Genomic DNA, 13902 nt, shown 5'->3' on the forward strand with positions numbered 1-13902 from the left:
CGTAGTTTGGTTTATCGTCCCGAAGGTGATACAAACCTAGCCAACTGATCAAACGTAAAATAGGCAAAATAGGCTGTCTAAATTTAAGAATTGTTAAAGTGCCAGCATATCCTATTTGTCCATACCGATCCGTTCAAATTTGACAAATCGTTCTAAACCAGGTATCCTACTATTGAAGCCACCGTTGTAGCCGTGACCATCTGCTTTAATAGTGCTGGCTGCTTTGGTCTTAAAGTCATTGACGTTATCAAAGCCTAACACACCCTTCACTTTCTCAAAATGCTTTAACGATACTAATTTGTTGAAAAGTTCAAAGGAGTATTTATAGTCGTTGAGATAAACATAGGTCAGTGGAAACCATCGTAAATTGTGGAGCTCCGCGATGTAATAGCAAAGAAGATCTGCTTCCAAAAAGAGCTGTATATCATAGAAGTCTGGACCCCTAGTAGCCATCAGGTCTGCATGTACGCTATAAAAATTCTTCCCCTTCTTTTCTTTGTAGAATCCGTCTATATCTTCATAATAAAAACTCAATGCATCAAAGGATTTGGGTTCATTGTCATAGCTATAGTAACGCTCTCTGACAATGTACTTACCATATAGCAAGGCTTCCAAGAAATCGTAACGATAATTCTTAAGTGCTACTGAAACAGTATATAGAAATAGCTCATGGGTTGTCAGACGGAAATGCTTGTAACGCCAGTGTTCTTGCATTTCCGACACCGTTTCCGACTTGGATGGACCGAATAATAGAGGCAATCTTTCAAAAAAGCGAAGAACTATGTCAAAATCAAAACGGGCATCACTTCTTAATAGTTTGTCCAAAAATTGAATATAGTCATTTCGTAGTGGCGCATATTGCGTTAATTTATCTAAAGCATTTTGCCCCATGGTGGACCTATCTGTGGTATCAAGCCGAAAGTCATGTAAGTTGTTGTAATATTCGTCCAAAAAGTCTCGTAAATAAGCGCTAGCCCTATTGGGATTTTTTTCAATTTGATTATCGAAAGCCCTGACAAGTGTGGTTGTTTTATACTGGAAAGGTGTATCCTCAAATAGATATTTCGGGGGAGTGCCAAGCTTTGGTTTCACTAAACTTGGTCTGTCGTATATTACTCTTAAAAGCTTTTCGTAGTTAGCTTCAAAATGTTCTGCGTTTGATAGATCTATGTATATCCTGCTACTTAAATACGCAGGAAGAAAAGGTTGTCCACTTTCGTCAAGCTCTGCTACTATAGGTATAAACTTCTCCTGTTGTACATTTTCATAGAGCTGTGGAGTTATAATTAATGTTTCCGTTCCTACTCCGCCTTTCCTTCCGTCAGCTTTAGAGCAATATTTTTTATCAAGTATGATAAGCACCTTATCTACCTCGGGAGAAGTAACCATTGACTCCATAAAAGCATACTTATCATGCCCCTCTTTTAAATCCCACTTGTCGTATTTCATATCGACGCCATCCTGTACAAGTCGGTTTACAAGATTTGTTACCCAGTCTTCGTGATCTGCCCCGCTCCAGCTATATGATATAAATCCTCTTTTTTGATTCATTGATTATAAAATTTTTACAGAAGCTTCTCAATTTCGGATTTTTTTAAAAATAAAAGCGATCAATTCATAATCCTCCTAAAAGTCATATTGATCCTTGCCTTCATGGGGATGGCCGATTTAGCAATACGATGCTCCCATGCTCGCTGCAAGTCCGCCTTCATCAGTAGCAGCGAACCATGCCCCAGCTTAATTGAATACTTCTTACGGTGATCATCCTTGCTGCGAAAATCAAAGTTTCGTTCCTGTCCTATGCTCAGTGAAGCAATATCCGTCTTCAGACCGGGTATAGTATCCTTATCTGCATGCCAGGCTACAGAGTTGTTGCCGTCGCGGTAGTAATTAAGTAATACGCCCTGAAAACTGACACCGGTATGGCGTTCTATGCGTTGTTTCAGGTCGTAGAGCTCCGGAAGCCAGGGAAGCGCCTGCCGCTTTCCCTCATCCCGTTTTCGAGCGTCGCCATACCAGGCAGATAGTCTTGGGGTAATTACTTCCTTATCATACATAATTTCCCGGTGCTGCTGCCAGGGCACTGTGGGCAACAGCAGATTCAGCAACTGGTTGCCCTCTTCAGGGCTGATAAAACCAGGCGTATAAGTCAGCAGGTCTTGCGGTAGGAGCAATTGCGCTGTATCATCAAATAGTTTCAATTCCATTTCTTTTTATTTAAAATTTCTTGCAGGGAACAATTCACCCTGTACTGGTTTTGCCAGCTTCCGGTTACCATCGGCCGGGAAGAGAGCACCATCCTTTTCGTCAGCCCGTGACCGGGGTTGCACAGCTGCCTCTTCTCGATTATGGGTCATTTCATTCAATAACCAAGACATATTGTAGCAAGTTTTTACTACAACGTGGATCACCTGACCTTCCTTCTGCAAATGCCCGGAAACCATTAATAGTTTGGACTGTAAAATTTCTTTGCGGTACTCCTCAAAAACTTTGGCAAACACCACCAGGTTTGCGGTTCCTGTCTCATCTTCCACGGTAATAAAGCAAATCCCACTGGCTGTCCCTGGGCGCTGCCTTACTAACACTATGCCTGCCACACATAAAAATGTACCGTCAGCCTGATCCGCCAGTGCAGCCGTAGAAAATATGTTGTTTCTAAATAGGTGATCGCGAACGAAGCTTACCGGGTGCGCCTTCAGCGAAAGTGAAGTACTGTTGTAGTCCTGTAGTACATGCTCAGCCTGGCTCATTAGGGGCAGCTGTACCGGCGTTTCCGAAGCACTTTCTGAGGGCTGACCTTTAAACATGCCATGGGGCTTATCCGCCAATGCTGATACTTCCCAAAGTGCCTGCCGCCGATCCAGGCCGATGGACCGGAACGCATCGGCATCAGCCAGCCGTTCCAATGTGGCCTGCGATACGCCAGCATCGTGCAAATGATGTAAGCTTATGTAACCTACCGAACGATTCTCCAGCAATACATTCATGTCGTCTTCCCTCAAGCCGCTTATTTGCCGGAATCCCAGGCGAATGGCACAGTACTTACCGGTCATTTCTTCTATGGTATTGTCCATTGGGATAAATTGATATCCGCCGGTCTTACCTCCACTCCATGCTTACGGGCATCGGAAACCAATTGTGCAGGCGCATAAAAACCCATCGGCTGGCTGTTCAGGATAGCAGTTGTAAATACATCAGGGTAATAATGCTTCAGCCAACAGGAGACATATACCAGCAATGCGAAGCTGGCGGCGTGGCTCTCCGGGAAACCGTAGCTTCCGAATCCCTCCAGCTGCTTAAAAACCCGTTCGGCAAATTCCTGCTTATAACCACGTGCGAGCATGCCATCGACCAGCTTTTTATGAAACTGGCTAACCAGGCCTTTGGCTTTAAAAGTAGCCATACTGCGGCCCAGCTCATCGGCTTCAGCCGGCGTAAAGCCGGCAGCAACAATCGCAATCTTCATCGCCTGCTCCTGGAATAGGGGTACCTTTGATAATAATGACGTGATCCCATGCCGATTTTGTTTCGGCTAAATTCACGTCAGTTAAGGGCGAAAACCCCCAACCAGGGGCACTGGTGGGGTTTAAGAAAATTATTCTTTAATAAAAAGCAACTACGCAAATAGATTGCGTAGGACCATATTTACTTTGCTATTAGACAACCTAGTAAAGAATGTAAACCACTAAAATAGTCTCACAAATGATACTTTTTCAGTAATTTTATACACGATTATACAGATAGTATTATGACCGAAGAGATATTAAGTAAGAAAGCAAGAGAAGCTATTAAACATATCAGAAACTGGTTGATGAAGTACAGCAAAGTGCCATCAGTGAGGGAATTGATGGCCGAGATGGATTACAAATCACCCCGTTCGGCGATGTTGCTCATGGAGGAATTAGAGATTGCAGGCTTTTTGAAGCGCAAAGCAGATGGAGGTTTCATAATGGTTAGGGACTTAGACTCGGAAGCTACGGCTAGGACAGTCGAAATCCCGTTAGTTGGAGCAGTGACATGTGGAACCCCGCTTCTTGCAAGCGAAAACGTAGATGCGTTGATACCTGTTTCGACTGCTTTGATAAAAAGTGGTTCAAAGTATTTTCTCTTAAAAGCCTCGGGTGACTCTATGAATTTGGTGGGCATTGAGTCGGGAGATCTGTTATTAATTAAGCAACAGTCCACAGCCGAAAATGGAGATAAAGTTGTCGCATTAATAGATGATGAAGCCACAGTTAAAGAATTTCAACAAAAGGCTGGGTTTGTTGCGCTCATACCGAGATCGTCCAACCCCAAATACCAGCCAATTATTTTAGAAAGCGATTTTCAAGTCCAGGGTGTGGTCGTAAATGTTATTCCTAGTATTAATTATAAATTTTAAGTGCAATGGCTGACGCAGTAGTAGCTAGACAAAAAGGCGACGATTACCAAGCAACATACTTTTGGTACAAGGCTTGCAATTTATATAGAATCGATAGTACGGCCGTAAAGGTAGCCTGGGAAGTGAGCGATGTGCCAGGATTTGACGACGTGGCTATTTTTTACGACCCTGCCAGAATTGATCGCGGAACCGGTGATCCTGTCCATAGTGACAAATACCAAGTCAAGTTTCATGTAGATCATAGTCGATCCTTTACTTGTGACGCACTGATGGACCCTAAATTTATTGGTAACAAAACCGAGTCAATACTTCAAAGATTATATAAGAATTTTTTGCTTGACCCTACGGCCTATGAGAGCACTCGGTTCCACATAATAAATACTTGGGGCTTAGATTATAAAGACGCGATAAAAGATCTGTTAGACAATAATGGGGCGGTTCATTTAAAAAGATTGTTTGATGGCAAGAAGAGATCTGACATGGCCATCATTCGGCAGAAGTGGAGTAAGCATCTTAACATCTCTGAAGAAGACCTAATGATTGTGCTAAAGTCGCTGAGAATTATTTACAACTCAGGTGGATCTGAGAAGCTAACAGAAGATCTAAGCTTCCGCTTGCAAAGCGCAGGTATACGACCGATATCAGATACCCGACGTGCATCGGTTTTCACAGATCTAATCCAAAAACTGCATGCGGAGAACAAGAAAGTGTTTACCAAAGATGAATTGCTTGAAATTCTTCGACAGGAACAACTTCTTATCGAAACCTCCAAAGTAGCAGACGAAAAGTTAACTGTTGGCGTTAGAAGCTTCAAAAGGGGAACGGATAGCATTGCATTTGAAACCGAACAATATCTTTGCCTGTTACACTGCTTTTCGGGGAGATTTGCCCTTGATGAGAGTTTGTGGCAATCTACTATTATGCCCATGTTGTCTGATTTTTCAGAAAAAGTTTCTGCGACGGGAAAGCCATTGTCTATTCATTTGGACACTCACCACTCAATCGCATTCGCTTTAGGATATTTATTGGATTCCAAGTGCGGTATCGAAACTCAGATAATCCAGAAAATAAAAACAGGCACACGCATTCCGTTTTCGTATAATCATGGATCGGAAACTTTTAAACAATACATAACTCAACCGAATTGGACATTTGAAGAACAAGCCGTACCCGCGTCTTCTGGGAATGATGTTGCGATAGCAATAAGCATTACTCATGATCTTTCTGATGACGTCCGTGACTTTGTTGTCGACAGTCCCGGCTTAATATCCAAGCTTATTTTTGCAAAAGTCACCCCAAACCCATCGCCAATCTCGATACAGAATGGCGATCATATCCTCGCCTTAGTAACCCAGCTTGTTGAAGAAATTAAGAAAAGGCGCAGTTCAGAAGAGCGTAAAGCTTGCTTGCACTTTTTTATAGCTGCTCCGAATGCCTTTGTATTTGCCATTGGACAGCATATTAGAGCTCTCGGAAAGATCAAACTATATGAGCATGATTTTGATTTTAGCCGCGATGTAAAGTATCATCAAACTTTTCAATTACCATTTAAACTCGATTCTAATGAAAACAATTGACTCCTATTTTAATGATTTCCTTTCCGAGATAAGACTAACACCATCACAAAAAGACGACTTAAAGAGAGGCCACACAACTTTGCGAGACCGGCTAAATTCTGACGAATCACTTAAATCTATTATAGTGACGACCTTTTTGCAGGGCAGCTACCGGCGGTCAACTGCAATACGACCACTTGGAAGTAAGAGGGCGGACGTAGATGTAATAGTCGTGACTAGCCTTGATAGAAGTAAAGTAACGCCGCAAGAAGCAATTGACAAATTTCTGCCCTTTGTAGAAAAACATTACAAAGGCAAGTATAAACTACAGGGCCGGTCAATTGGCATTGAGCTTTCCTACGTCGACCTCGATATTGTAATTACCTCAGCTCCGTCAGAGGTTGATAAAGAATTACTCAAATCAAGAAGCGTAACAACTGATCTGATGCTGGAAGACCTTACTGCGGGGAATAATGACTGGCGATTGATAAAAGGTTGGGGTGAGCCAGATTTATCCAAAGGTTATTTTACACAAAACCTCAGCGATGCTCAACGAAAAGAACCAGAATGGAAATTAAGTCCGCTACATATACCCGACAGAGAAGCCAACGTTTGGGAAGAAACCCATCCGCTGGAGCAGATTCGATGGACGCGTGACAAGAACAAAAACACTAACAAGCATTATGTGAATGTCGTTAAGGCTCTGAAATGGTGGCGAACATTGAGACTTGCTGATTTGAAATATCCTAAGGGATATCCCATAGAACATATGATTGGAGATTGCTGCCCCGATGGGATTACAAGCGTTGCCGAAGGAGTTTGCACCGCATTAGAAAATATTGTATCTAAGTATGAATACTATAGAACAACGAGACAAGTTCCAGTACTTCCAGATCGGGGCGTCCCAAGTCACAATGTTTGGAAAAGAATAACGCCAAGTGACTTTGCATCGTTTTATGACCATGCTAAAACATACGCCCAAATAGCCCGGGATGCGCTTAGCGCGACATCAATTAAGGTACAAGTGGAGAAGTGGCAACAGCTATTCGGCGATAAATTTCCAGATGCCCCTGAAGATGATGAGACTAAAAACAGCGTTGGTGGCGGATTTACAAAGAGAACCGAACCTTCAACGGTCAGCGGAGGAAGATTTGCGTAAACTGAGCTATGGAAATTAGTAATGAATTGAAGGTAGCTAGAAGAGAGCTGTTATCACTACCGGAGCTAGAAGTACTTGACGACTTTCACTGGGATTCGTCGACCGGTAAATGGTTCTTGAAAATTCGGCTGAAAGGTAAATACACACCGACTGAATTTGTTCCGTTGGTAACGGATTGGTATTGCCTTATTTCGCCATCATACCCTTACGGCGAACTAGATATTTATCCATCCGAAGACAACGGGATCTGCGTCACATTCCCGCATCAGAGTCACAACGCACAGATAGAAAATAGACCGTGGCGAACAGGAAAAATATGCGTAACAACCAGTGTTGGCATTTGGGGAGAAAAGTATTTTAACAAAGAACCTTTCACAGCAAAGGAGAGGCTGCACTGGCACTTTAAAAGATCCCTTGATTGGGTGGCCGCAGCAGCAACCCAAACTTTGATCCGCTTGGGTGATCCTTTTGAAATGCCTCCAGTACCTTCTGGGAATGACAATCTTATATCTTTTAATGAAAATGAACACACTTTTGAACGTTGGAGAAAAATATCAGATAGGTCTGGCTCTGTGGTTTTAAAAGAAATTTTTTCGTCAGTTGCAATAATGCCAATTATCTCTTTTAAAGCAAAAAGCACAACAATCACTTATGAATGGGGTAATCTTATTACAAGTTCAAAATCAGAGAGGGAAGTTTATGGGACATGGGTTATGTTTGAGAAGCTTCCAATAGTTGAGCCGTGGGACATCCCAACCACCTGGCAACAACTATTCGATGTTGCTAAAGATCAAGGTGTAGATCTCGAACAAACGCTTCTCGAAAATGTGATAAGGGCAAAAAGCAAATCACCCGAACTATTGTTAATAGGTTTCCCTGTACCAGAATTAGCCGGCGCTGCAGCCAAGAGAATTTATTGGCTGGCAATAAATCTTCCCCAAACCCCTCTTGTCAAAAATGGGGGCTTTCGAAGAGGATCTAAGGAACTGTATTCGTACCAGTTTAAGCTCTTGTTTCCTAAAGACAGGAAGATAAAGTGGACAAACTGCGAAAATTGGCATAAAGAAGAGATATCAACGCGAGGAAGACTTCCTTTAAAATTTACAGATTTAAAGTTTGCCATTATTGGAGTAGGAGCAGTCGGCTCTCACTTATCGGAGCTATTAGTACGAATGGGCTGCGATAACCTAATCCTTATAGACCAGGAACTCTTTTCCGTAGGTAATTTATCAAGGCATAACCTTACAATGGAGAATATTTACTCAGCCAAAGCCGAAAAATTAGCTGATAGATTCAATATTATAATGCCAAGCGCAAGAGTAGCTAGCCTCCGTGCTAATTTTGGTTATAGTTTGTCACCAAAGAATCTAAACTCGTTTCTAAAAGACGTAGATGTTTTTATTGACGCTACTGGCGACGACTCAACGCTATGCTTCGCTGATATTATTCTGAACGATGTCAATAAACGTTTTATCTCGATTTCGACAGGATTTGCGGCCAAAAGATTATTCCTTTTCATGAGGCAAACCGGTAATAGTGAATTCGAAAAAGAGTTTAGGCATTTGATCACACCTTGGCTGCAAAAAGAACAGTCTGAAAACCCCAATCCCGAATTTCCAAGGGAAGGAATTGGTTGTTGGCATCCAGTTTTTCCAGCAAGGCAAGACAATATCTCTTTGCTTGTGTCCGCAAGCTTAAGCCGAATTGAGAACTTCGTATGTAATGGAGTCGATTCAGAATTTCTTGTTATAGAAAGAGAAGTTGATAAGGATGGGGTATTTGAGGGACTAAAAATAATTGCCGATAGATGATATTCACGTCTTCTAATAAGAAATTTTCTATTGAATTAACTCAGTCAAATTTTGAGCAAATTATCGCCATAGTCGGCGAATCCGGATCTTATGAAACTGGCGGAATTCTAATAGGCAACTATACCCCTGATCTAACTACCGCGATAATTACGAAAATATCAGGCCCTCCTACAGATTCCCAAAGTGGCCGAACATGGTTTAACAGGGGAACAAAAGGGCTAAATAGCCTTATTAAAAGGTATTGGGAAAAATCGCAATACTACGTAGGAGAATGGCATTTTCATCCAAACTCAACCCCCGATCCAAGTAGACAAGATATCCAACAAATGAATGAGATCGCCCGGTCCAAAAAGTATAACTGCCCAGAGCCAATTTTAATAATTATAGGTGGATCGGTGGGAAAGTTCAGCATTGCAGCCTACATCGTTAAACCCGCCGGAAAATTGGTCGAGTTAGTGTACTCTCCGGTGATTTAAGGAATGACCGCAAATACGGTCATTCCTTTCACGAAAACTATTGGATCAAGACTCCGCCTTCAAATAACAAACCCTCTACTTTTTTGCATATTCTTGCTTATGTTTCTCTTTTTAACCTTCGCGTATCTTTCAGTAGTACGAATTGACTTGTGACCCAGCATCTTGCTCACGGTGTTAAGTGGCACATCATTCTCCAGGGTTATCGTCGTAGCGAACGTGTGCCGCGCATCGTGAGAGGAAAGCTCCGATGATATCCCGCAAATTCCAGCTATTATTTTTAGAGATTTGTTGTAGGCCTGATTAGTATATATAGGAAGCAGTCTCTGAGATACTGTGCGACAGGGATGATCGCTATACCGATCAATAATCTGCTCCGCTATCGGTAGCAAGGGAACGCGCTCCTGAAAACCTCCCGTGTTCACGGTTTTTGTACGATGCGTGCTAAGCCATCTTTTCCCATCCTGGCCGGCATATATATCTTGCTCAGTAAAACGTCGTAACTCATCATAACCATATCCCGTGAAACATGCGAACACAAAAGCATCACGCTTCTCATTTAGTGCAGGTCCAAAGTCTGTATTGACAAGCTTAAAAATATCTGCCATTTCAAGGGCTGCAGGCTCTGGCTCAATGTATGTGCATTGAAACCTATGAATTGGATTGACAAGCTGGTAGGCATTATCAACAGCGCGATCATACACCTGCTTTGTCAGCTTGATGTGCTTCATTGCAGCATTGTTGTCGCAGACATCAACGATGGTCAGGTATTCGTACATTTCTTTCGCGTACTTCAGCTTCACATCGGCCGCGGCCAAGTTGACATCAGCATACTGGTAATGATTGAAAGCCTGGATCTTTTCATGCGTGGCGCAATGCCTCCTGAACGTGGAAAAAGCGCATTTCTTGGAAACAGCGCGGCGCAGGTAATAAAGCAGGAGATCAAAAGAAAGGTCAAGGAGGGGAATCTTTGTGGTATCAGCCGCTTCAAAATAGGCCTTAGCTTCAAGAGCCGCAGCTTCAATATCCTTTTTTAGCTGTGATCGGTTCAGTTCATTTTGGCGTACCCGATGGGCAATAACATCTTCATGCTTTAGCTTCTCAATCCTGCGCTCTTCTAGGTCTATTTCCTTCGCCCGGTCTGATAGCTTCGGAAAGACGCTTCTAATATCAAATGCTGGTAAAGGAGTACTGTCTGGGGGGACAGGGTTAGTCTCGATATTATTGCTATTCGTTTTCTTCTTTTTTCTGCCGGGATTCCTGGCGTCTTGAAACGCAGTTTTGAGCGCTTCTGAAGTTACATTGGTGCTCTCTGTAGCTCCAGTACACTGTAAAGCCTGATAAGGTCGGCTTTGGCCTCCGCAAGGGCGTTGTTTATGTTGCGGACATCTGAAGACTTTCCTTCAACAATCTTTTGCTTGTAGTTCCATTGATCAGTACGGCATTTTTTTCCAGAGGGGAAATCCTTTCGATCTTCATTAATCGTAATCCGGATGTAGATGGGAGCAATGCCGGTTGTGGGATGAGCGCGCTTCGCGCTTAGGAAGAACAGGATTGAAAGCTTTTCATTGACTTTCATACGTGACAATTTTTAAGATTTAAAAAAATGTCCACTGAATCCAGTCTTCGGCCAAAAAGGGGACCTAAATTTAGGTGCAAAAAGGTCCCCTTTTTGGTCCCCTTTTTAGTCCCCCTTTTTCTAATGGGGATTAATGGGGGTTCACTCTTCTTTTTTTGTTAAAACGCAGTGCTGACGCGGGTTAAACGAAAAATGCACCCATATAATGAGTGCATTTTGTGATTCCGCTGGGACTCGAACCCAGGGCCCATACATTAAAAGTGTATTGCTCTACCAACTGAGCTACGAAATCAACCGTGTTCCCGTTTGGGAGTGCAAATATAGAAATATCAGATTATCGCACCAAACTTTTTATCGATAAAAATGGATTTTTTTTCATCCAGGTAATCTTTCGAATGAATACGACCACTGACGCAATCTTTCGATCATCGTGTCGAGGTGCTGATACAATTTATCTGTTCGTCTTGCATCAGTACCCAGATGGATAAGGATCAGATTGCCTTTCAACCGGTCTTTATTTTCAGGCTCGAACAGCCGCTCTATAATTTCCTTACTGCTTTTATAATTACCTAACCCCGGCCAGGTATAGTCTGCATTCGTTCCGGTTCCAGGAGTAAAGTTGATCGTCCTCAATCCCATTTCCTCGCACCAGCCCGTAACCTTCTTGTTGTACCACTCGTAAGGAGGCAGAAACCACCTGCCGGCGGGCGCGCGGACTGCTTTCAGTGCTTCTAAAGACTGAATCATGTCATGCTGAAAAGAATCTTTTGTTACCAATAAAGAATCCCGCCTGGACCAATCCGCGTAAAGCAAATGTTTGTCAGAATGCGATCCAAGATAATGCCCGTCATTTATAATATTCCTGACCATAGCCTGATTTGCGGGCTTTCGCAGACAATCACCGGTAAGGAAAAAGCTGGCTTTAACATCATGCTGCTTCAAAGTCTTGAGAATGGTCGCGGCGCCTTCCACCTGATCATGGCCGGAGAATAAAAGATAGATCCTACGTTGATCGCTGTTCAGTTGTACGGCGGCTCCTTCTGAATCGGCCCTGAGTGGCTCCCGCCGCCCCTGCCCTTGCATGGCCGATAAATAATAACTAAGGCTGGCCGTTCCGTCCATGGTCGGTTCATTAGTAGAATAATCTCCGAAATCATCATGATACACGGCGGTTTCGGACTGAAACTCACTGAACTCATCTTCCGCATACAGCCGGATACCAATAAGCTTGTTCCAGATGCTGCCATACACGGGTCCATCTACCAGGCCTCCGGAGATCTTATAATTAACCAAATAGGTGAAGGCTGAATGAGGGTCCTTTGGCGCCACGCCACGCTCAGGCAGGTCGCAGATCATACTCGTGCCCCAGGGATTGCAACCCAGCAGCCAGTCTCTTAACGCGGCTTCCAGTTCATCATACTGATCGTCTCCTGTCAGCTTTTGATACAGGTGCACCTGTGTCAGCATGGCCGTCACCAGGTTGTTGGAACACCAGATAAAGGGCACTCCCATCTGGAAGGGATTGTGGCGGCCCCGCACGTGCACGCGATCTATTCCTTGTTTGATAAATGACAGATATTCTGCGCGATGTGTCCGGTCCAGTTCAGCGCCGAGGCTATGGCCCAGGTTGACGAAGGGGTACCATTGGTAATGGCGCGCCGTGTCTGCACCCATCCAGGGCGTAACCGGCTCCATGCGGGCATACGCAAGTCCTTCATCAAGATACGCTTCTTTCTTCAACAGTTTATATAGCGTCAACGCGGCGAGCTCCATATCATCGGCGTCATTATCTTCGGCATAGATATATGGCGCTTTCACAGAAAGGGTCTGTGTGTTGCCCGGATATTTTTTACCGAACTCGTAAGCATCGACGGCGCGGGCGATGAGACTATCCGCAAAGGCTGGGTAGAATTCTTTCATCACGATTGCCCCCAGGGCAAAAGCGGAAGCAAATTTTCCCGCCGAAGAAGCCACACCTGTGGTTCTGTTTTTATATCGCTCCCCTTGCGGCTGGCCAGAAATAAAATAAACCGGCCGCGCGAAACCTTTGTCCTTACTGTAAACGACGCTATCCTTTGTGGGAAGCCGCAGCCCGGCATGATCCCGGTCATCTGCCAGTTGATTATAATATTCTTCTTTGCCTGGGTTCATCCTGATCAGCCAGTCGAGCCCCCATTTGGCCTCATCGATGATATCCGGTATCTGATTCGCACCGGCGTTGCCCCGCGCATCATAATGATCAACATATCGGTCGGGATAATGTAAATAAGCAAACATCATCTGGTAAGTAGCGTTGGCTGAAGTGGGCAGGTATTGAAGGTAATCGGATGCATCATGCCATCCGCCTGACACGTTGATATAAGTGGAGTCTTTGGTCTTATCCCGGTGATACACGATAAAACCGTCCTGGCGGTGACAACTATCCTTTAAGAAAGGATTGTACCCGCTGCGTTGCTGGCGCATATACCTGAGGATGAAATCGGCGCTGCCATTATAAATACCTTCTGATATCCGGAAGACAGGTGATCGCGTATCACCTGATTGCAGGTAATAGGAACCCGGTTGAATGAAAGCAGAAAAGTTCAATCGCCAGCTCCCGGTAAATGGTCCATAACGCCCGTAAGCCTTGCCCGCTCCTTTAAATACAACCTTATCTGTGCGTTCATCCACTAAAGCAAATGTGCCCTGTGTATCCTCTTCTTTTGAAACCAACACGGCCACCTTCTCCCCTTTGGGCAAGTAGCCGAGCTGGTTGATGCGGATCCAGGTCTTTTGCGCATCGGCCGTCAGGGTTAGCAACAGGAAACAAAGATGGTTGAGGACTCTTGCCATGACGTTTGAATTGTAGACCTTGAATGTACGAAAAATCCACAGGCCTGGCGGATGTGGCGGCAGCTGCGGCGCAGTACTGCAAATTTTGTCCGCAACCCATCCGCGCCCCTA

General features: G+C 44.0%; 13 protein-coding genes and 1 tRNA gene. 6 read left to right on the forward strand and 8 right to left on the reverse strand.

Features of this window, described 5'->3' with window-relative positions; translation table 11 throughout:
• Positions 1-111: 111 nt before the first annotated feature.
• The 4 genes from ACU37H_RS05115 to ACU37H_RS05130 are packed head-to-tail and all read right to left on the reverse strand — an operon-like array spanning position 112 to position 3466.
• Positions 112-1551 carry a toll/interleukin-1 receptor domain-containing protein gene (locus ACU37H_RS05115; protein WP_472703287.1) on the reverse strand — a complete coding sequence of 480 codons (1440 nt, stop codon included), beginning with the start codon at positions 1549-1551 and terminating at the stop codon, positions 112-114.
• Between the two features lie 59 nt (positions 1552-1610).
• Positions 1611-2207, reverse strand: a complete 597-nt coding sequence (locus tag ACU37H_RS05120; RefSeq protein ID WP_472703288.1) for an alpha-ketoglutarate-dependent dioxygenase AlkB family protein — start codon at positions 2205-2207, stop codon at positions 1611-1613.
• A 6-nt stretch (positions 2208-2213) separates the two neighbouring features.
• A complete protein-coding gene (locus tag ACU37H_RS05125; protein ID WP_472703289.1) occupies positions 2214-3074 on the reverse strand; it encodes an OB-fold nucleic acid binding domain-containing protein in 861 nt (286 codons plus the stop codon).
• On the reverse strand, positions 3059-3466 hold the full coding sequence (locus ACU37H_RS05130; protein ID WP_472703290.1) for a hypothetical protein: 408 nt from the start codon (positions 3464-3466) through the stop codon (positions 3059-3061). The genes ACU37H_RS05125 and ACU37H_RS05130 overlap by 16 nt, the downstream gene beginning before the upstream one ends.
• 282 nt (positions 3467-3748) lie before the next feature.
• On the opposite strand from ACU37H_RS05130, the gene lexA reads away from it, so the two are divergent.
• Genes lexA through ACU37H_RS05155 form a run of 5 tightly spaced genes read left to right on the forward strand, consistent with a single transcriptional unit; the run spans position 3749 to position 9383 of the window.
• On the forward strand, positions 3749-4381 hold the full coding sequence (gene lexA, locus ACU37H_RS05135) for a transcriptional repressor LexA (protein WP_472703291.1): 633 nt from the start codon (positions 3749-3751) through the stop codon (positions 4379-4381).
• A 5-nt stretch (positions 4382-4386) separates the two neighbouring features.
• Positions 4387-5958, forward strand: coding sequence for an SAVED domain-containing protein (locus tag ACU37H_RS05140; protein WP_472703292.1), 1572 nt, complete (start codon positions 4387-4389; stop codon positions 5956-5958).
• The gene (locus ACU37H_RS05145) at positions 5945-7096 is read left to right on the forward strand and encodes an SMODS domain-containing nucleotidyltransferase (RefSeq protein WP_472703293.1); all 1152 of its coding nucleotides are present in this window, start codon (positions 5945-5947) and stop codon (positions 7094-7096) included. The genes ACU37H_RS05140 and ACU37H_RS05145 overlap by 14 nt, the downstream gene beginning before the upstream one ends.
• A gap of 8 nt (positions 7097-7104) precedes the next feature.
• Positions 7105-8907 (forward strand): ThiF family adenylyltransferase, encoded by a 1803-nt coding sequence (locus tag ACU37H_RS05150; RefSeq protein WP_472703294.1) that lies wholly within the window; start codon positions 7105-7107, stop codon positions 8905-8907.
• Positions 8904-9383 carry a Mov34/MPN/PAD-1 family protein gene (locus ACU37H_RS05155; protein WP_472703295.1) on the forward strand — a complete coding sequence of 160 codons (480 nt, stop codon included), beginning with the start codon at positions 8904-8906 and terminating at the stop codon, positions 9381-9383. The genes ACU37H_RS05150 and ACU37H_RS05155 overlap by 4 nt, the downstream gene beginning before the upstream one ends.
• A 59-nt stretch (positions 9384-9442) precedes the next feature.
• On the opposite strand, the gene ACU37H_RS05160 is transcribed toward ACU37H_RS05155, so the two are convergent.
• The gene (locus ACU37H_RS05160; protein WP_472703331.1) at positions 9443-10111 is read right to left on the reverse strand and encodes a site-specific integrase; all 669 of its coding nucleotides are present in this window, start codon (positions 10109-10111) and stop codon (positions 9443-9445) included.
• Between ACU37H_RS05160 and ACU37H_RS05165 the strand changes: the two genes are divergently transcribed.
• Positions 10034-10417 (forward strand): hypothetical protein, encoded by a 384-nt coding sequence (locus ACU37H_RS05165; protein WP_472703334.1) that lies wholly within the window; start codon positions 10034-10036, stop codon positions 10415-10417. The two genes, ACU37H_RS05160 and ACU37H_RS05165, sit on opposite strands and share 78 nt — an antisense overlap.
• Positions 10418-10677: 260 nt before the next feature.
• Here the strand turns inward: ACU37H_RS05165 and ACU37H_RS05170 are convergent, their stop codons facing one another.
• The 3 genes from ACU37H_RS05170 to ACU37H_RS05180 form a co-directional block, all read right to left on the reverse strand.
• Entirely contained in the window at positions 10678-10959 is a 282-nt protein-coding gene (locus ACU37H_RS05170; protein WP_472703296.1) for an Arm DNA-binding domain-containing protein, read from the reverse strand.
• Between the two features lie 219 nt (positions 10960-11178).
• A tRNA-Lys gene (locus ACU37H_RS05175) sits at positions 11179-11251 on the reverse strand.
• Between the two features lie 83 nt (positions 11252-11334).
• Complete coding sequence (locus ACU37H_RS05180) at positions 11335-13791, reverse strand: bifunctional glycoside hydrolase family 9 protein/polysaccharide deacetylase (RefSeq protein WP_472703297.1); 2457 nt, start codon at positions 13789-13791, stop codon at positions 11335-11337.
• Between the last annotated feature and the right edge of the window lie 111 nt (positions 13792-13902).

Source organism: Niabella sp. ZPM-14, assembly GCF_055693045.2.

What these genes read in the sequence shown, in the direction of transcription:
- ACU37H_RS05115 (WP_472703287.1), bottom strand. Translation starts at nt 1,551, where the DNA reads ATGAATCAAAAAAGAGGATTTATATCATATAGCTGGAGCGGGGCAGAT.
- ACU37H_RS05125 (WP_472703289.1), bottom strand. Translation starts at nt 3,074, where the DNA reads ATGGACAATACCATAGAAGAAATGACCGGTAAGTACTGTGCCATTCGC.
- ACU37H_RS05180 (WP_472703297.1), bottom strand. Translation starts at nt 13,791, where the DNA reads ATGGCAAGAGTCCTCAACCATCTTTGTTTCCTGTTGCTAACCCTGACG.
- ACU37H_RS05165 (WP_472703334.1), top strand. Translation starts at nt 10,034, where the DNA reads ATGAATTGGATTGACAAGCTGGTAGGCATTATCAACAGCGCGATCATA.
- ACU37H_RS05120 (WP_472703288.1), bottom strand. Translation starts at nt 2,207, where the DNA reads ATGGAATTGAAACTATTTGATGATACAGCGCAATTGCTCCTACCGCAA.
- ACU37H_RS05155 (WP_472703295.1), top strand. Translation starts at nt 8,904, where the DNA reads ATGATATTCACGTCTTCTAATAAGAAATTTTCTATTGAATTAACTCAG.
- ACU37H_RS05145 (WP_472703293.1), top strand. Translation starts at nt 5,945, where the DNA reads ATGAAAACAATTGACTCCTATTTTAATGATTTCCTTTCCGAGATAAGA.
- ACU37H_RS05160 (WP_472703331.1), bottom strand. Translation starts at nt 10,111, where the DNA reads ATGAAGCACATCAAGCTGACAAAGCAGGTGTATGATCGCGCTGTTGAT.
- ACU37H_RS05150 (WP_472703294.1), top strand. Translation starts at nt 7,105, where the DNA reads ATGGAAATTAGTAATGAATTGAAGGTAGCTAGAAGAGAGCTGTTATCA.
- ACU37H_RS05170 (WP_472703296.1), bottom strand. Translation starts at nt 10,959, where the DNA reads ATGAAAGTCAATGAAAAGCTTTCAATCCTGTTCTTCCTAAGCGCGAAG.
- lexA (WP_472703291.1), top strand. Translation starts at nt 3,749, where the DNA reads ATGACCGAAGAGATATTAAGTAAGAAAGCAAGAGAAGCTATTAAACAT.
- ACU37H_RS05140 (WP_472703292.1), top strand. Translation starts at nt 4,387, where the DNA reads ATGGCTGACGCAGTAGTAGCTAGACAAAAAGGCGACGATTACCAAGCA.
- ACU37H_RS05130 (WP_472703290.1), bottom strand. Translation starts at nt 3,466, where the DNA reads ATGAAGATTGCGATTGTTGCTGCCGGCTTTACGCCGGCTGAAGCCGAT.